Origin of the sequence: Arthrobacter sp. CAN_A2, from assembly GCF_015752045.1 — a bacterium.
GTDB lineage: Bacteria > Actinomycetota > Actinomycetes > Actinomycetales > Micrococcaceae > Arthrobacter_D.
On record NZ_JADOUS010000017.1, the window covers coordinates 1 to 17,485 of the forward strand.

17 protein-coding genes are annotated in these 17,485 nt (G+C 62.5%); 11 read left to right on the forward strand and 6 right to left on the reverse strand.

Translation table 11 applies throughout. From position 1 onward, the window contains the following. Positions 1 to 377 precede the first annotated feature (377 nt). Positions 378 to 824, reverse strand: coding sequence for a hypothetical protein (locus IWX63_RS15265; RefSeq protein WP_199279012.1), 447 nt, complete (start codon positions 822 to 824; stop codon positions 378 to 380). 47 nt (positions 825 to 871) lie between these two features. On the opposite strand from IWX63_RS15265, the gene IWX63_RS15270 reads away from it, so the two are divergent. Further along, positions 872 to 3,547, forward strand: coding sequence for a type I restriction endonuclease subunit R (locus IWX63_RS15270; protein WP_334685915.1), 2,676 nt, complete (start codon positions 872 to 874; stop codon positions 3,545 to 3,547). Between the two features lie 89 nt (positions 3,548 to 3,636). Here the strand turns inward: IWX63_RS15270 and IWX63_RS15275 are convergent, their stop codons facing one another. Beyond that, positions 3,637 to 6,069, reverse strand: coding sequence for a DUF262 domain-containing protein (locus tag IWX63_RS15275; protein WP_199279013.1), 2,433 nt, complete (start codon positions 6,067 to 6,069; stop codon positions 3,637 to 3,639). 1,579 nt (positions 6,070 to 7,648) lie between these two features. Here IWX63_RS15275 and IWX63_RS15280 point away from each other — a divergent pair. Beyond that, entirely contained in the window at positions 7,649 to 8,221 is a 573-nt protein-coding gene (locus IWX63_RS15280) for a hypothetical protein (RefSeq protein ID WP_199279014.1), read from the forward strand. A 160-nt stretch (positions 8,222 to 8,381) separates the two neighbouring features. Here the strand turns inward: IWX63_RS15280 and IWX63_RS15285 are convergent, their stop codons facing one another. Next, positions 8,382 to 9,098 (reverse strand): hypothetical protein, encoded by a 717-nt coding sequence (locus IWX63_RS15285; RefSeq protein WP_199279015.1) that lies wholly within the window; start codon positions 9,096 to 9,098, stop codon positions 8,382 to 8,384. Beyond that, on the reverse strand, positions 9,095 to 9,475 hold the full coding sequence (locus IWX63_RS15290; RefSeq protein ID WP_199279016.1) for a PadR family transcriptional regulator: 381 nt from the start codon (positions 9,473 to 9,475) through the stop codon (positions 9,095 to 9,097). The genes IWX63_RS15285 and IWX63_RS15290 overlap by 4 nt, the downstream gene beginning before the upstream one ends. A 245-nt stretch (positions 9,476 to 9,720) precedes the next feature. Here IWX63_RS15290 and IWX63_RS15295 point away from each other — a divergent pair, with 245 nt between their 5' ends. The 6 genes from IWX63_RS15295 (at position 9,721) to IWX63_RS15320 (ending at position 12,484) form a co-directional block, all read left to right on the forward strand. After that, a complete protein-coding gene (locus IWX63_RS15295; RefSeq protein WP_334685916.1) occupies positions 9,721 to 10,017 on the forward strand; it encodes a PadR family transcriptional regulator in 297 nt (98 codons plus the stop codon). Then, positions 10,010 to 10,555, forward strand: a complete 546-nt coding sequence (locus IWX63_RS15300) for a hypothetical protein (protein WP_334685917.1) — start codon at positions 10,010 to 10,012, stop codon at positions 10,553 to 10,555. The genes IWX63_RS15295 and IWX63_RS15300 overlap by 8 nt, the downstream gene beginning before the upstream one ends. Before the next feature lie 91 nt (positions 10,556 to 10,646). Then, positions 10,647 to 11,117: a hypothetical protein gene (locus tag IWX63_RS15305; protein ID WP_199279018.1), complete on the forward strand. Its 471-nt coding sequence runs from the start codon at positions 10,647 to 10,649 to the stop codon at positions 11,115 to 11,117. After that, the gene (locus tag IWX63_RS15310; protein WP_334685918.1) at positions 11,114 to 11,413 is read left to right on the forward strand and encodes a transcriptional regulator; all 300 of its coding nucleotides are present in this window, start codon (positions 11,114 to 11,116) and stop codon (positions 11,411 to 11,413) included. Before IWX63_RS15305 ends, IWX63_RS15310 begins: the two co-directional genes overlap by 4 nt. Positions 11,414 to 11,485: 72 nt before the next feature. After that, entirely contained in the window at positions 11,486 to 11,866 is a 381-nt protein-coding gene (locus IWX63_RS15315; RefSeq protein ID WP_199279019.1) for a hypothetical protein, read from the forward strand. A gap of 420 nt (positions 11,867 to 12,286) precedes the next feature. Further along, positions 12,287 to 12,484 carry a helix-turn-helix domain-containing protein gene (locus IWX63_RS15320; protein ID WP_334685919.1) on the forward strand — a complete coding sequence of 66 codons (198 nt, stop codon included), beginning with the start codon at positions 12,287 to 12,289 and terminating at the stop codon, positions 12,482 to 12,484. 360 nt (positions 12,485 to 12,844) lie between these two features. On the opposite strand, the gene IWX63_RS15325 is transcribed toward IWX63_RS15320, so the two are convergent. Both IWX63_RS15325 and IWX63_RS15330 read right to left on the reverse strand, forming a co-directional pair. Continuing rightward, a complete protein-coding gene (locus tag IWX63_RS15325; RefSeq protein ID WP_199279020.1) occupies positions 12,845 to 13,447 on the reverse strand; it encodes a response regulator transcription factor in 603 nt (200 codons plus the stop codon). Next, positions 13,444 to 14,775: a sensor histidine kinase gene (locus IWX63_RS15330; protein ID WP_199279021.1), complete on the reverse strand. Its 1,332-nt coding sequence runs from the start codon at positions 14,773 to 14,775 to the stop codon at positions 13,444 to 13,446. Before IWX63_RS15330 ends, IWX63_RS15325 begins: the two co-directional genes overlap by 4 nt. A gap of 152 nt (positions 14,776 to 14,927) precedes the next feature. Here IWX63_RS15330 and IWX63_RS15335 point away from each other — a divergent pair, with 152 nt between their 5' ends. The 3 genes from IWX63_RS15335 to IWX63_RS15345 all read left to right on the forward strand — a co-directional run bounded on the left by IWX63_RS15335 (position 14,928) and on the right by IWX63_RS15345 (position 17,368). Then, positions 14,928 to 15,932 carry an ABC transporter ATP-binding protein gene (locus tag IWX63_RS15335; protein ID WP_199279022.1) on the forward strand — a complete coding sequence of 335 codons (1,005 nt, stop codon included), beginning with the start codon at positions 14,928 to 14,930 and terminating at the stop codon, positions 15,930 to 15,932. A gap of 35 nt (positions 15,933 to 15,967) precedes the next feature. After that, complete coding sequence (locus IWX63_RS15340) at positions 15,968 to 16,747, forward strand: hypothetical protein (RefSeq protein ID WP_199279023.1); 780 nt, start codon at positions 15,968 to 15,970, stop codon at positions 16,745 to 16,747. A gap of 465 nt (positions 16,748 to 17,212) precedes the next feature. Continuing rightward, positions 17,213 to 17,368: a recombinase family protein gene (locus IWX63_RS15345; protein WP_442859135.1), complete on the forward strand. Its 156-nt coding sequence runs from the start codon at positions 17,213 to 17,215 to the stop codon at positions 17,366 to 17,368. The last annotated feature ends 117 nt before the right edge of the window (positions 17,369 to 17,485 follow it).

The following is a 17,485-nucleotide window of genomic DNA, read 5'->3' on the forward strand; positions in this document are numbered from 1 at the left end:
ATGTCTACGTGCCATAACTAGTGAATCTCCTCCTGCATCCATTATCGGATGCGAAACTCACACAGACACCGGACTCCTACCCGGGGACCCGACCAATCTGCTTCCCCGACTTCGGAGAAAGAGGGAGAACACCAGATGAGACCGCTAAATGTTTTTGTCCGGTGATGCCACGTGTCCGGCACGAGGGTCGCCCAACTTTCGTTGCCGGGCGTTTGCCCGAAGTTCAGCTTGATGATGGAGCCAGCCGTATCCGGGAGCAGACCTGTCTGCATGAGCTTCCTCCAACTCTTCGTCTGATTATGGGTAGTTAGTCCTGCTCGGGGATGTCTGCCTGATGCCAGATATGGATCCTTCACCGAGCAGACGGCTCGAGCAGGTTAGCGGACCGGGAAGTCACCCTCGTAGTCGTTCCACGTACCTGCCAACTGCTGCATGGCGAAAAGCTGGTCGTTCACGGAAGCGTCTTTGCCGGCGAAGTCCATGACGAAGTAGTTCACGCTGAAACTGTCGGTAAGGGTCGCGTTGTACTCTGTCGCCGCGGCATGCGTTCGGAAACGGTAGTAGTTCGCTTCAGCTGTGCTGTACGCCTCGACGCAGCCAATGTCAGGGCTGCACGCCGAGTCAGTGATCTCCGTGACCTCGGTGGTCACGTCGTTGCCTGTGTACTCGGCATCCATCAGGTCCTCGAGCGTGAGGGTGAGTTGAGGGTGCAGAAACCAATAGATGATTCCCGCTACAAAGATCAGTGGTACTCCCACCAGGACAGCGATCAGCCATTTCTTCCCCATACCGCACCAGTATGCAGGAGCTGGCTCGAAGGTCATCTGAGGCACCTTGATGACGTCACGGTGGACCGTCCCTCTGAAGGATCGTGCTGTGGGTCAACGGAATTCCTTTGGTGGTGGGGGAGACAAAGACGAACACGAGCGCGTCGATCTCCTGGGTGAAGGGCGCCAAGGACATCCACGACTCCTACGAGATCAAGCAGAAGTCCTTCTTCGTGCCCAACGTCCTGTCCTTCGCCTCCGACGGGAAGGAGTTCGCCTACGGCGCTGTCCGCCAGCCGGTGGATAAGTGGAAGCCCTGGGGTGACATGGACGGGGACCCCACCTTGGGCGGGTGGGAGCGTGTGAAGCAGGGCGTCGAGCAGCTCCTTTCACCCTTCCAGGTGCTGTCGATGCTGGCCGATTACACGCTGTATGAGCAGTCGGAGCGGGACGGGGTAGCGCAGTTCTTCAAGATCCTGGCCCGTTACCCGCAGGTCCACGCCTCCGAGGCCATCTACAACCGGGTGCTGGAACCGGGAGGCAAGCAGGGCCTGATCGTGCACACCCAAGGCTCGGGCAAGACCCTGGCCATGGTGTTCACTTCGGGGAAGCTGATGAAGACCCAGGCGATGAGGAACCCGACGGTGATCCTCATCGCGGACCGAACCCAGCTGGTCGCGCAGTCCGGGGATCAGTTCCGGAACACGAAGGACGGTGGGGTCGCCACCCCGGAGACAGCCCGGGAGTTGCGGGAGATGCTGCTCGCCGATCAGCGCGGAGTCATCGCCTCAACGATCCACAAGTTCAAAGACGCCGGCGTGCTGAGCCTCCGGGAGAACATCGTGGTCCTAGTCGATGAGGCGCACCGCAGCCAGGAAGGCGACCTGGGCCTGAAGATGCGACAGGCGCTCCCGAACGCCCGGTTCTTCGGCTTCACCGGCACCCCGATCTCCGACGGGGACAGGAACACGTTCACGCTCTACGGGGACCCGAAGGACCCCGGGCACACCTTGAGTGTCTACGACTCGGACCGGTCCATCGCCGACGGGACCACGGTGCCCATGCACGTGGACCCGCGGATGGTCACCGTCCACATCGACAAGACTACGATCGACGCCGAGTTCGAAGCGATGGCCGCCGCTGAGGGTTTGGGGGAGGAGGAGAAGGACTTCATCGCCTCCAAGATCAGCACCCTGGCCGTGATCGTCTCCAACCCCGAGCGCATCAAGGCGGTCTGCAAGGACATCATCGAGCACTTCTACTCGGTCATCGACCCGCTGGGCATGAAAGCCCAGGTCGTCGTCTACAACAGGGCGATGTGCGCTGCCTACGAGCAGGAACTCACCCGCCAACTCATCCACCGCGCCGCCGGTACCGCCACAGGCGCCGGCAGCACCGCTGTTGGTGGTGTCGGCGCTAGTGCCGTCGCCACCGGTGTGGGTGGGGGCCGGGATGAGGCGGCCGTGGTCATGACGGTCGGCGGGAAGGCCGACGGGGCGGCGGATTACTCGCGGTATGAGTTGGATGCGGCGGCGGAGGAGAAGGTGTTGCGCCGGTTCCGGAACTTCAATGATCCGCTGAAGTTCCTCATTGTCACCTCCAAGCTCGGTACCGGGTTCAACGCCGACAACGAGGGCGTCATGTACCTGGATAAGCCGTTGCGGCTGCACACCCTGTATCAGACGATCACCCGGACCAACCGGACGTGGAAGAACCCGGTCACCGGCAAGGAAAAGAAGTTCGGGCTGATCGTGGACTACTTCGGCATCGGCGACGAGTTCGCCAAGGCCATGTACCCGACCGACCCCGAGCGGGCGAAGAAAAAGATCGCCGTCGACGGGCTGATCGAGGAGTTCGCCGAGCAGCTCGATGACACCCTGGCCCGCTTCGTCGGTATTGATAAGTCGGTCGCGGATCACGCGACATTGCAGGCGGCGTTCGAGCGGATCCCGCCGGGGAAGTTCCGGGACCGGTTCGCCGCCCAGTTCGGCACCCTCAGCGCCGTGTGGGGGTTGTTGTGGCCGGACTCGAGGCTGGATCAGTACAAGGACGACTACAAGTGGCTGGCGAAGATCTACGACGCGTCGCGGCCCTCCAGCGGTGCCCTCGACATGCTCTGGGAGCAGCTCGGCACGAAGACCCTGGCCATGGTGCACGAGAACATGACCAGTCAGGGTGTCCTGAACATCGGCAGGACCGCGGTCATCGCCGACGAGGACACCATCGCCAAGCTCCGCGAGGCCGGCATCTACCCCGAGAAGAAACCAGGGGTGACCAAGGACGAGCCGACGCTGGTGGAGGTCGTCGACGGGATCGCGGCCCGGATCAAGAAGCGCCTGGCCGGGGCCAACGGGGATCACCCCGTGTACAAGTCGTTGGCGGAGCGGTTGGAGAAGATCCGGTTGAACGCGTTCACGAAGACGCAGGACTCGATCGACTACATCAGTCAGATTTTCGTCCTCGCCACCGATGTGAAGAACGCCGAGACCGCGGAGGATGAAGCCGGGGAGGCCGGCCTGGACCTGCTGGACCCGAACGTCGGTGCGCTTACCCAGATTTTCGAGGAGTTCAAACCCGACGGCGTCCCGGTCATCGTCGGCGAGGTCGTTCGTGACATCGACTCGATCGTGAAGTCGGTGAGTTACTCCGGGTGGAGCGAAACCCAGCGCGGCGACAAGCTCGTGCGCCTCGAAGTCCGGAAGGTCCTCAAGAAGTACGAACTCCACCGGCAAGCCGACCTCTTCGACAACGCCTACAACTACATCGCCGCCAACTACTAACCCGCGAGCCCAAGCTGGACGATCAAGCTGCCGTGGACACCTGCACTCCGCGCAGGTGTCCACGGCAGGGCCCTGCCCCACGATTCGCGTCAGACTGAAGACATCGCAAGAGCATCCAAACGTCGCAACCAATCGAGCAAAGATCCATCCATAATGGCCATGTGAACAGCTTGTGGGTTGAACGACTCTTGTTCAACTGCCTTTGCTGAGATAAGCGCCAGGAGCTGGCTCAGAGTAGCCGCGTCAAGTCGTTCTGAGTTGGCGCTGAACTGGAAGGCGTTCATACCCAATTGTTCCAGGTAATCCGAGCGCCGGTGCGGAGCCAATGCGGCCAAGAACTGGTCGATCAGCTGAATGTTGTCTTCTGGAGTCCGCCGTTGCCCGGATCGCTCTTCGAACACATCAATGAACGCACTTAGATCCGAAAACGGATAGAGCTTTTCATCATCGGTCACCGCAGGCGCTGGGGTGGCGGCCTCCGGCGGCTCATCAGCTGGGAAATACAGTATGAGATCATCCGGGCTAGTCCCCACAGCCTTGAACATTGCGCGGATCTGCTGGGTCTTCGTCCAAGTATTGTTGTTCATGTCCATGGACAAACTTGGCATGATCTCTACCTGGGAGTTCGGCAAGCTCTGTCCGACGGTGAACAACGAGCTTTTCCCAGCTGCGTCAAAGACCGCTTCGTGGTCAACTTCATCGAGTAGTCGAATCACCTGTATGGTCAGGTCTCGCCAACTCGAGACCGCTCGTTCAACTCCGTTGAAATTGAAGGCCACGGCTCTAGCATTTGTAAAGTCAGTGTCTTCTCCGAGCGGCATCTCGGGCAGCTGCTTCTTCAACGGTTCAAAACTGGTTTCGGGCAGCGCCCAGTAACTCAACGCCCAAGCTGAGAGCTCTGCACTTCGGGCCCTCAGCTCTGCAAGTCCCCAGTTTAGTTTTGAGCGGATGCCGTGATTGAGGCGATACGGGGAGGCCGCAAAACCTTCCGGATGGTCTCTCTTCTCCGGAAAAGGAAGGTTGGAATAGGTGCTGTTGTATCCGGTCACTGTGAGGTTGGCGATGCGATGAAGCCATTCGCCATGGATCTCATCCGCGTTCTCTCCCAGTGAATCGCGCCAGACAGCGGTCAGAGACTGTGGCATCACGTGTTCGATGCTGATTTCACCATCGCCCAACCTCGTTGCGACATCGAGGGCATCCTTGGAAGTTCCGTTTTCCAAGCACTCGAAGAGGTAGAGGCGTCGCTCACGATTTATTCGATACATATTGCGGTGTTCAAACTCAGAGCGAAACTCTTCGTCACCGGGGAATCTTGCGGAGCCGTCTCGACGCAGCAATGAGTAAGCGAAGACTTCAGCAAACGAATCGTCACGCCCACGCACGGTGCGAACCTCTCGGTACATTCCAGCAAAGAGCTTGTTCAGTGTGTTGGTCGGTACATCGCAGACAATTCGCCGAAACAGATAAGACTCTAGAATTCTGAGGACGTCAGCCACGTCTTCCGGCGTCACGGTTTTAGCGCGTAGTTCGGCGATGACTGGCATGAGGAACGGTAGGACGACGTCAGCACGCAATATATTGAGCCGTTTGACTCTGCGATCAATGATCGTCTCTCCGATTGTGCTGTTCCGGATGTCTCTGTAGTGCTCGGAGTGGTCCCTGACATCCTCAAGCAATTCTGCACCTTTAGTCCCCTGCTTTGCAGCGAACTTCTTGAATGCCTCGTACACGTCGTCTAGCTTCGGAGTAGTAGAGGTCTTGGTGACAAGATACCAGCGGAGAAACTCGTCCGTCGCGTGGTCGACGTTCTTCTCGATGCGATTCCAGTAGTCTTCGTAGACTCGATTCTGCTCGGTCGTAGTCAGATCCATGAGCACCAGATTGCGTACTTTGTCGGCTTCGGATAGTGCAAGTCCAGTGGAATTCAAGGATTCGAAGATTTGTTGGGGTGCATCGTGTTTTTCGAGGTCGAGGTGCATTATCTCTAGTCGAGAGACGGCCTTCCACAATTGGTCAGCGTCGAGGCCATGAAGGGGAAGATTTTTGAGGAAGTACTGGTAGTTTGAAGTGATGTTGGATGAGGCAATGAAGTCTTTGTCCGACCCGAAGAGCCGGGCATACGCCGTTGCGTCGTCTTTCACCGGTTTGAGGCGGACAGTCGTCTCGCGGGAGCTATCGTCCTTGACGAGGAACTTTCGCAATCTCGTCGCGAGGTCCGCCTCGGAGGTTTTGAGAGAACCGTCCTCCACAAGTCTGATGAGAGCAAGGATAAGGACGCTGATGGTAGTGAGGCGTTGCTGGCCGTCGATGACAACCAGACTCCAGGTCGTCTCTGGGTTCACTACGACTGAACCGAAGAAGTGTTTCGGCCGGTCTTCCTTGATCACCGAAGTGAGGTCCGCGAGAAGCCGTTCGCAGTTCACATGCTGCCAATCATAATTTCGCTGGTACACAGGGATGACGATTTCTCGATCCACCGATGCGAATAGCGTGTACAACGCGACCATGCTTCCCTTCATACCCTCATCGTATCGGCTGGGTCTTGGTGAGGGGCACAGGCTGAAGAGTATGAATGCCATGTCGCACGCTCGAGGACCGTCAGCGACGCCAGGTTGGGACGGGTGGTTGGTGGTCGCCATGACAGCGCATCGGAAGGCCTCTGCGCTGGCCACTACTTTGCATCCCGCGCCATCCGCCGGACCATCCGCACATGGTCAGTGCCGTCTACTGGTTCTTCGTGGTTCGTGGGGGATGATTTCGCTGAGGTGAGTGTCATGCCGCCGTCGGGGTGGCACTGGTCAGTAGGGCACGGGAGCGGTAGTTGTTCGCGTTGCGGTAGCCACGGCCGGCGAATTTGGTGGCTTGTCACGCCCAAGGCTGGGGGTCATCCACTTACCGACCCACCATCAGCCGAAAGAATTCGTCCATCGACCTAACCGGTCGAAGGCGTGTGAGGACACCGAATTGCCGGTATAGGAGGACTGCTCTGACGCCAGTAAGTCCACGACGAGTATTCATGTAACGCACCACTTTGGCGACGTCTGACCGACGGATCTCTGCGACTTTGAAGTGGGTATAAGGCAGGATGCCGCTCTTGTTCGATACTCGTAGTGTGAATCTCTGTTCGGGGAATTCCTCAGCTAGACATGCACTAAGGTGCGGCAAATACTGAAGGAAAGCCCCAATCGAGTAAGCTGCATCTCCTACTTCCTCGCTCCCGTCTGCTGTGGTCCGCACCAATAGCTCAACGAAGACCGAGGGTTTGTAAGGGTCGAGCGCGCGATTGTTGAGTGTCCTCTCGAGGAGACGAGCCTTGCCTTGAACGAAGACGACCCAACTTACAATGGTGGAGGCCACTCCCTTGAGGAAGTCCCAGTTCTCGTGAATCCAGTTCAAGAATTCGTAAAAGGGGGGTGCGCCGGTGGCTGGGGACCCGACACCTGGAAGTCGACAGCGGCGTGTGGCAAATCCTGCCTTTGTCAGCTCCTGCTCCAAAGCTTTCATGACCTGATCTTCAACTAGACGCGTGTCATATACGGAAGGACCGCGAACGGAAGCGGTGAAGTCGATTCCTGTGAAGTTGTCGGAGGGACTTCCGTCGAGCGGAACAATGTCAAACCCGGGATACATGAAACGACCCTATGTCACCCATGCGCTGTTCAGGTGCAGCCGGCACTCGGCGGCTACAGGTGGCCCCCGGGCGTCTAGTCAAAGGATCCTTTGATTGGATGACCCCTTCGACGACCCGAAAGATGCTGGAACGAGCCAAGGCGGTGAGTGCTCGCAGGTTTGCGTCGTGCGCAGTGACCGATTCTCAGTCATTGACTTCCTCATGAAGGCAAGTAAAACTTGCCTCATGACTACAGCCTCGAAGGTTCGAGCCACCCGCACCACACTGCTTGCCCTCATCATTATCGGTCTGGCGCTTGGGGTGTTCGGGGCTGTCGTTGGGATCGGCGTCCCGGGAATCATCATCAGCGTCGCCGGCTGGGCGGCTGTCATTGCGGGCATTGTCTGGCTTTTGGTTCGACGGACCGAGAGACCCAGGCCAACCCCTCGGACCCAGCCCTGGCGCCCCGCCGACGGTGACACGACCCCGTGAGCAACACCCTGGACCCGCAACTGTCTGTCGAGCTCTCCAAGCTCGCCGTCCACCGCGGAGCAGTGCCTACCGACGGTCCCGCGTCGCCGACGACCGAGCAACTCCTGGCCTCCGTCATCGCCTTCCATGACCTTGTTCGTACTTCCACGGAACTCCAGGGACAAGCTGTGCGGGCTGCTCACGAGGCCGGCGTGAGTTGGGCGAGAATTGGGACACTCCTGGGCACTACGCGCCAGGCTGTTCAACAGCGTTTCGACCCGACGTACACACCGCGCGAGGATCACGGCGACGCCACCCGGATCCTCGGCCCGGTGTCTCGTGGCGAGGAGATGGTCCATCTCGCCGAAGCCGGACGGCAGGGCTGGCGACTGATCCGCTCCTTCCACGGCGAGCACGTTCTCGAGCAGCACGACGATCAGAGGTGGGAAATCATGCGGGTGTCAGTGTTCTCACCGCGAGCATTACCATCCCGGAAAGACGGATGGGAAGCGGCCACGACACGCTTCCCGGACTGCTTCTACGTTCGCAAACGGCGCCCCGAGAGACCCGCTGACCCGAGCAAGACATAACCGCCTCAGGCTCATGCCCGCGGCAGGGCATAACGGCAATACGGAACGCAATGCGCAGCGCGCATCACAAAGGCGACTCTGGGCGGTCTCCTGCCACGCGTGCGCTGCCGCGTGGAGTGGCAGGTGGCCCTGGCAGAGTCAGCGCAGTGTCATCCCAGTGTCATCGCAGTGCTAGTGCGAGGCCGAGCATGAAGAGGGCGAGTAAAGGGAAGAGCCAGTTAGTGATCTGGACGAAGACTTTCATCCCGGTTCCGGTGTTATTTGCGGTCGGCGAGCTGGGGTCGGTGATGTCATCGTCGCCTGTTGTGAAGGCTGATTGGGTGGTGTTCCTGATCGAGAATGCCACCATGACCAGGGCGCTGCCGATCAGCCAGGGCAGCGGGTCGACGGCCAGCCATGCTTCTGCCCGGTTTTCCGGGGCGGTGACGGCTGATAGGACTCCTGAGAGTGCGCCGATACCGCTGATACCGACGCAGAGCCAGATCCGGCGGATGATGGCGTCGAGGTAGAGCGGCAGGAAGGCGATGAGCACCACTGGTGTGGCGAGGAAAGCCAGCTGTGCAGGGGAAACCAGCAAGAGTTCGGACCGGGTCCAGGGAACGAGTGCCTGGTTGAACAGCAGGAAGGCCAGGAGTCCGAGCGTTGAGGGCCAGAGCGCTTTCCGCACCCACTCGTGTTTCGGTGCGGAGGGAAGCTCGAGTGCCTCGGCGTAGTCGCGGGCGGGCCCGAACGCTTCCTCGGCCCGTTGGCCGGTATCGCGCAGGAGTTCCTTGGCGCTTGCGATGGTGTCGCCGATGGCGCTTCCGTGGACTTGGCGTAGTCGGAGTTCCAGGATGAGCTGGTCGAACCACTTTTTGTCGCTGGTCTGCTGGATCATGCGGAGCCCTCCGTGGTGGGTCGGTCGAGGTAGCGGGTCGTGGCATCGGTGAAGCGCAGCCAGTCGGCGCTGAGGCGTGTGAGTTCGGCGTGGCCCTTCTCGGTGAGGGCGAAGTATTTGCGGCCGGGCCCGCCGTCGCCGGCCCGCCATTCCGTGGTGACGAGGCCTGCTGTTTCGTAGCGGGTCAGGAGCTGGTACAGGGTTCCGCCCTTGACGGCGCCGAAGCCGCAGCTCTCCAGTTCGCTGATGATCGCGTATCCGTAGGAAGGACCAGCGGAGAGTGCGCGGAGGCAGAGGAAGCCCAGGGTGGCCCTCAGCCAATCACTGGGCCAGTCAGCACTTTCTGTTGTTGGCGGATTTGAGCTGGGGACTTCCATGACTAGATTGTGTCTCTAAGTAGTTAGCCTGTAAAGCCCGCCGGGTCACATCACCCGCGAACGACCATTCTTGTGAAGGATCCTTTGACTGGACCGCCGAGGATCGGCATGCGGTTCGCGTGGCGGCGCATACGCCATATCGGTAGCAGGTCACACTTGTGCCGTTCCAGTATTAATGGTTTATTACTACTATGTCGAGAATTCAGGCGCAGCAGGATGCACAGTCCACTCGGGCAGCTCTGCCTTTGCTGACGCTCACCCTGATTGCCGACGAAGAGTCCTACGGGTATCAGCTCATCGAACGTCTCGCGGACCTGGGCCTGGAGGTGACCACCGGGCTGATGTACCCGCTGCTCAGCAGACTCGAACGAGACGGACTCGTGAGCACACGCATGGCCCCCTCGACGAGCGGACCGCCGCGGAAGTACTTCGCCCTGACAGAAGCAGGCAACACGGCGCGAGCAACCCTGAAGGATCAGTGGCGGGTTGTCGCGACCGCCGTTGACGCCGCCACCGAGAAGGAGCACACACCCCATGTCTGAGAACGCGCCCGGATCAACGAAAACACTCCACCGCTCCCTCGGTGACCGACTACGAACCGGCATGTACCTCACCCGACTCGACTGGCATCTGGAAGCAGTCATGCCCGGCAAGGAACGCCGATCAACCCTCAAGGAACTCCGGCAGACCCTGGCCGGTGACCCCCGAGGGACGCACACCAGCCTCCACGACCTGGGCTCACCGAAAGCCCTCGCTGAGCAGTACGCTGGCGACACCCATCGCAGGCCCCTGTTGTCCATCGGGGTGATCTTCGCCGGAGCGGCCCTGCTGATCTACTGGACGGTCTTCCTGTCCTACGCGTTCGGGATGCTCGCCGCCCTCGAATCCACCGGATCCACAGAAGCAGAAGCCAGGTTCTTCACCGTCGACGTCACCGCATACTCCACCGCTGAAGCTTTCGGCATCGGCTGGAGCGGCGACTGGTCCTGGCTCGTCGTTCCCACCCTCATCGCCGCCATCGCGTTCCTGCTCGGGGCCAGATCCTGGCGCGCGATCAGCCGCACCACGACAGGAAGCTGATGCCCCTCGGCCGAGGCGAGTGAAGGCTCTGGCGCCATCGGATGCGCGCGGCGGTGCGACCTGACACTTGCGCAAGTGGAAAGCTCTTGAGATGCTTTCCGTTATGGAAAATACTCGGGATGCCCTGCGGGACGCTGAAGTGGCCGGTGCCGCTCCGTTCGTGAACTACCCCGTGACCCAGTGGTGGTACCAACCCCTGATGGCGGGTTTCTTCACCGCGATGGTGGCGGGGCCTTTGCTCATCAGCCAGGGCCAGGGGGCAGCGGGATTCGCGTTGCAGGTCGCTGCGATCATTGCCGTGAGCTTGTTCTATGTCGCCTACCGGGCCAAGTGGGGTACCTCGCCGAGGATGAGGTCGGCACCTAAGGAGGTCAAGCGCGCGTACCGTTGGTGCTTCGTGGCACTGGCTGGATCCGCGGTGGTCAGCGTAGCGGTGTGGATGCTCCTTGAGTGGCAAGCGGGGCTCGGTGCCATCTTCGTCACGACGCTGACTATGACCTGGGTGTATGAGCGGGTCGTATATCCCCGCGCCGTTCAGCAGGTCCGAGAGCGACTGGCGTGAGTTCGCCGCTCACTGACCTCGACGCGGTCATTCACGCCCCTAAGCGGCTTGCGGCGATGGCTATCCTCGCCGCCACCAGCGGCACCGACTTCTCCTTCCTGCGCACCCACCTCCAGCTCTCGGACTCAGACTTGTCCAAGCAGATGTCAGCACTGCGAGCCGCTGGCTACGTCAAAGTCAGCAAGTCCGGACGTGGGCACGGAAGCACGACGACCTACACGATCACCAGAGCCGGCAGTGCTGCATACCGCCGACACCGTCAGGCGCTTGAGGCCCTCTTGCACGCAGAATACTGAGGCCGCGGCACACATCATCCGCACCTCGCACTCCTGCGCAGCGCGGGCCTGCTGAGCGCTTTCGTCGCCTCCGTGTTCGGGTTCCTCCTGCTACCGGTGGTCCTGCTGGTAGTGACACTCCTGCCATCGGGGGCAGCCGTCTGGTACGCCAGACGGCGAGACGTGAACATGCAGAAGCTTGCCGAGAACGCCGGCGCCCGGTCCACGATGGTGAGCACTGTTGTCTTCGGTGTCATGATGACGCTGACCTTCGCAGCTATGACGTACACCGTCTTCACCGGTCAGCCGTTGCTGACCCTTCCTCGCATCGAGGTGACCCCGGGAGAAGGTTTCTTCGGGGGAATGGCCCAGGGCGCCGTCGTCGGTGGCATGATCGGCGGCCTCGCGACAATCGTCGGAAGTCTGCTCAGCTTCATGCGCGCCAACCGTCGCCGAGAGATGCGTAATCGTTGAGAAGCACAAGCGATTCCGGCTGATCAACGAGTAAGAGGTGCTCGAGGATTATCACTGAGCGATCCTTTGACTGGAGCGGCAGGGGGAGTTTGGTAGCGGTTCGGTGAGCTCCATGATCTGGGGGCGCAGCAGTGTCCAGCACGCTTCATCCCTGACCGACGATCGGCAGCCAGATGTGGATGGGGGTCAGAGAAAGTGACATCCGGCGATACCCGTAGCGGGCCCGGAGCTGGTCGGCTCAGGCTGGTTACTGCCGGTGGAGGAGGGTCAGGGCACCATCAGGACGAGGTGCCATCAAGCTACTTGTTTCGCACAACCAGGAAACAGGTAGCGACTACTCGTGCAATCCACGGGAGGGAAACCCATGGTGAAGGAGTAACAGAAGTGGCGCCTGAACCTAGCGAGATCTAAGGAGCAGATGTGACAACGGTCAATAACAGCCCAACGGAAAATCTTCTGACTGTCGCGGAGATCGCCGCCCAGATGCGGGTTTCGAAGATGACGGTGTATCGGCTGGTGCAGTCCGGGGCGATGAACGGTATCCGTTTTGGCCGCTCCTACCGGGTATCGGAAGCAGCCCTGCAGCAATACCTCGATTCCGCTAACCTGCCGCACTAATTCACCGCTCGTCAGAGCCTATAAAGGATCCTTTGACTGGACCACGGATGACCGACGTGTATTTCGCCTGAATGCAGGCAAGTCGTTCTTGATCGGGTTGTTGAGATGGTCTGGCTGGACCAGTGCTGTTTGTGAGCATCACGCGGCGCTCGGGTGGCGGCTCGACTATGTGATCCTCGTGTTTGAGCTCATTGCGGAGTGCGCTCTGCGCGGCCCGGATGCTTTGCCGGCTCGACCGCCAGCGCGAACTTCGGCTTACCCGCCCGTGCGGCGCCTCTCAGTCTGGGCATCTCCACTCCATCACGGACGACCGTGTTCTTTTCGACGATGGCCCATGGGCGGAACCTTGGGCCGGGCGTCTCAGATCCAGCCCTGCTCCCAGGCCAGCGTCGCGGCTTCATGGCGCGACGTCGCGTCCAGCTTGGTCATCGCGGAGGACACGTAGTTCCGGACCGTGCCCGGCGCCAAATGCAGTTCGCGCGCGATCGTCTGCAGGCTGGCGCCCTGCCGGCCGTGCCGCAGGACGTCGAGTTCACGGACGGTGAGCGGGCACGATTCACCGGACAGGGCACTGGCCGCGATGTCCGGATCCACGTAGCGGCGGCCCGCGGCGACATCCCGGATGACGTTGGCCAGCTGGTCGGCAGGAGTGGACTTCGGGACGAACCCGGACACCCTGCTCGCCAGGGCCCGCCGCAGCACACCGGGCCGCGCATGCCGGGTGACGATCACCACGCGCGTGGCCACCGTCCGGAGGATCTCCTCCGCGGTGTAGATGCCGTCGGTCGGCGGCATCTCGAGGTCAAGGACGCACACGTCGGGGACGTGCTCCTTCGCGAGCCGCAGGGCGTCGGTCCCGTTGTCCGCACTCGCCACCACCTCGAGGTCGGGCTCCAGCCCCAGCAGCGCCACGAGCGCGCCCCGGATGAGATGCTCGTCGTCGGCGAGGACCACCCGGATCATCGCCGACTCCGGCGGGAATCGACCGTGTGGGCGGCGGGATCGGCCGAGTCTTCGGCCGCCTCTGTCCGCAGGCCCGACTCCTGCACGTCCGGGACAGGGACAGCAGCGGGCACGGCACCACCGGCGGCCGGTCGCCCGGACGTTCTGGCCGTGAGCCGGAAGAGACCGCCTTCCCGCCGGACCTCGATCCCTCCCCCGACGGCTTCGAACCGACGGCGGAGCCCATCGATGCCGGAACCGCCGGGGCGGGCATCGACGCCGCCACACGCGCCGTCGTTCAGCACCGTCAGGACGGATCCGACGCCGGAGCGGGTGAGGCGCAGTGTCACGGTGGTCGCCTCGCTGTGACGGAGGATGTTGGTCGTGGCCTCACGGATCACGAGGCCGAACAGGGTCCTCGCCTCGGACGGCAGCTCCTCGGCGTCGACGTCCACCGAGCACTCGATGCCCGCGGCGCGGAGGACCTCCGCGGCATTGGCCGCCTCGGCCGCGAGGGACACCGTGCGGTATCCGTGGACGAGGGCGCGGGTGTCCTCCAGCGCGGTCCGGGCCAGCTGCTGCGCCTCCGCGATCTGGATGCGGGCGGCCGCGGGATCGACGTCGAGCAACCTGCCTGCGAGCTCCGTCTTCAACGCGATCACCTGGAGGTGGTGCCCCTGGATGTCGTGCAGGTCGGCGGCGAAGCGCAATCGCTCCTTGGTCACCGCAAGCTCCCCGGACGTGCGGCGGCTGTCGTCGAGGCGCAGCACGATGTCCCACCACCAGATGCTCGCGACGTAGAGGCCCGGAGACATCAGCGCCCAGACCGCCAGGGCACCCACCGAGCCGTCCTCCCAGGAGGGTCCACCGATGCCCTGCCCGAGCAGGAGGCCGAGGAGTCCATGCGCGACGAGCACGACCAGCCCGACACCGAGGATCCACCACCGGGCGCGCCGGCCGACGACGACTGCCAGCGCATTGCACGCCAGCCAGAGGGGAACGGCCCCCACCCACAGGGCATGCGGTTGGGCCAGACCGACGAACCAGAGGGCGCCGGCCGGCAGGAGCAGGCCCAGGGTGTAGGGGCGGGCCGGCAGCCCGCCGCCCAGTCCGGACTTGAAGAACCAGCAGTAGCGGACCAGCGATGCCGTGGACGCCGTCACGAGCACGAGGATCACGAGGTCGAGCGGCTGCATCCCGTACCCGGCACCACCGAGCAGCACGAAGGTGGCGACCGCATTGACGAAGACACCCCAGACCGCGATCGTCACCACCGTGTAGCGCCAGGTAGCCCTGACACCCCGGCCGATCTCCGGCACGGGCATGATCTCGTGCTGTTCCGTGGTCACCCGAACCGGGGTCCTGCGTCGAGGGGTGAATGGCGCCATGGTCCCCATCGTAGGACCATGACATCTGTCACGGTCCCGACGTGGGAACCACCGGACGGGGTCGTGACGGACAGCCACTGACGCGTGCCGGAGTAGCTGGTGAGGATTGATCCATGACCACTTCATCCAGCACCCAGGCCCTCTCCTCCCGGCACGGACATCGGGCCGACGCCGGAGACCCCGCCGACACGATCGCGGTGTCCGCCGAGGGATTGCGCTGCTCCTACGGCCCCTACGAGGCAGTCCGCGGCATCGACCTGTCCATCCGGAACGGGGAGTTCTTCGCCCTGCTCGGCACCAACGGCGCGGGCAAGACCACCACCATGGAGACGCTCGAGGGGCATCGCCCGGCGACTGCCGGCCGGGTGTCCGTCCTGGGCGGCGACCCCCATCGCGACAGGGCCGCGATCCGGCCCCGCCTGGGCATCATGCTGCAGGAGGCCGGGTTCGCCGACGACCTCACGGTCGAGGAGACCTGCCGGCTCTGGCTCCGCCTCTCCGCGGCCCCGCGGCCCAGGAAGCAGGCCGACGTCATCGCGACCGGGCTGGAGGCCCTCGATCTCGCGGCGAAGGCCACCACCCGCGTGAAGATGCTCTCGGGCGGCCAGCGGCGTCGCCTCGATCTGCTCCTCGCCACAGCCAACGAACCGGACCTCCTGTTCCTCGATGAGCCGACCACGGGCCTCGATCCGGAGTCGAGAGAACGGACCTGGGATCTCGTCCAGGGCCTGAACGACGCCGGGACCACGGTGGTCCTGACGACCCACTACCTCGAGGAGGCCGAACGCTACGCGGACCGCCTCGCGATCATGCACAGCGGCAGGATCGCCGTGGAAGGCACTCTCCGGGAGGTGCTGGCGCATGAGCCGTCGGTCATCTCCTTCGAGGTGGACGCGTCCGTCGACGTCCTGCAGCTCGGCGGGCTCGGGCTGTCCCCCGACTTCACTCCGACCCCCCACAGCACCCGGGTGAACGTGGCTTCCCTGGACCTTCAGCAGGATCTCTGGAGGGTCCTGTCCTGGGCGGACGGCAACCGTGTCCGTCTGGATCGCCTGTCCGCCTCGGAGGCCTCCCTCGCGGCGGTCTTCCGCCGGGTCAGCCTCGGCGCCACGGACTGACCTCCGACCCACCAGCCCCCTGACAGGAGAGAACCATGACCACCCTCGCAGAGATCCCCCCGACCACGATCCACAGCCCGTCGGCCGCGAGCCGCATCACCTCCATCGCCCTCATGGAGCTGCGCATCATCTTCCGCAACAAGACGGTGCTCCTGGGGGCCGTCCTGATGCCGATCGCCATGGCCGTGTACTTCTACTACTTCGGCGCGGAGCAGATGGTCGACCCCGAGTCGACCGCCATCATGGCGGGGTTGACCCTCATGACCGTCGCCCTGCTCGGCGTGTACCTGACGGCGACGACGACCATGGCCACGCGCCGCGAGGAGCTCTTCCTGAAGCGGCTACGCAGCGGCGAGTCCTCCGACACCGTGATCTGGCTCGGCATGCTGGCACCGATCGTCGCCCTCGTAGCCGGACAGCTCGTCATCATCGCGGTCGGGTTCGGGACAGCGGGGATGGACGCCCCCGCGCGGCCTTTCGTGGTGCTCGGCGTCGTCCTCGGTTTCCTCGCCCTCTGCGCGACGGCGGGCATGCTCACGAGCATCTACACGCCGTCAGCAGCTGCCGCGCAGATCACCACCCTCCCGTTCTTCGCCGTGGTCTTCGCATCGTTCTTCTGGACCGCCTTCGACGACGGTGTCGAGACGCTCGCCCGGCTCACACCGGGCGGAGCGCTGCAGAACCTGCTGCTGGCCGGCTGGGGTGCGAGCCCGCTGGACCTGTCGACGGCCGGCGCCGCGGCCGCTGCTCTCCTGGCCTGGATCGTGGTGCCCTACCTGGTCGCGATCAGGCGCTTCCGCTGGGAGAAACGCTGAGCCCCACGAGACGACGAAGCTCGACGCCGATCGCTCAGCGTCGAGCTTCGTCTTGAGGTGCCGCCCTTGGCGTTGCTCGTGACGCGTGGAGCCAGAGTGTGATGGCTCTGCAGACGGCTCCGCAGCGGCAGGCGAGGGCGAGCCCGCGCTATTACAGCGATGGTTGCCAAACGACGAAGCCCCAGATGTCCATATCCCCACCCCAGGGATAGTTGCTGAAGAACGTCCGGGAGCCGATAGCTCGGCGTGCACAATCCCATGGGAAGTGAGCGTTGGTGGTCAATCGTCGTCAAGCCGACGTCAATAGTGGTCCGACTGCCGACTGCCGACTGCCGACTGCCGACTGCCGTGAACGACCGTCCACGAGACACTTGCGCGTAGGATCGTCAGGAACGGCGTGTTGTGTTTCATGGGTCGTGTCCGAGAGCTATGTGCTGCCAGGCACGTTCGCAGTACAGTTGGCCCATGGCAGCTGTTGGATATGCGCGCGTTTCGACCCGGGAGCAGAATCTCGATGGTCAAACTGACGCGCTCGAGGCCGCCGGCTGTAAAAAGATCTTCATCGAGCACGCCTCGGGTGTGTTAGCCTCGATCTTTCATGAGGCGGTTTCGTTGGTGTGATCGGGGCTTACTGGCTGCCTGATGTGTTTGATTCTGGCAGGTGGGTGTGACGATTCTGCCGCTGACTGTGGCGGTGGTCGGTGATGCTTCCACGTCCATCACGGTGGTCCTGTTACT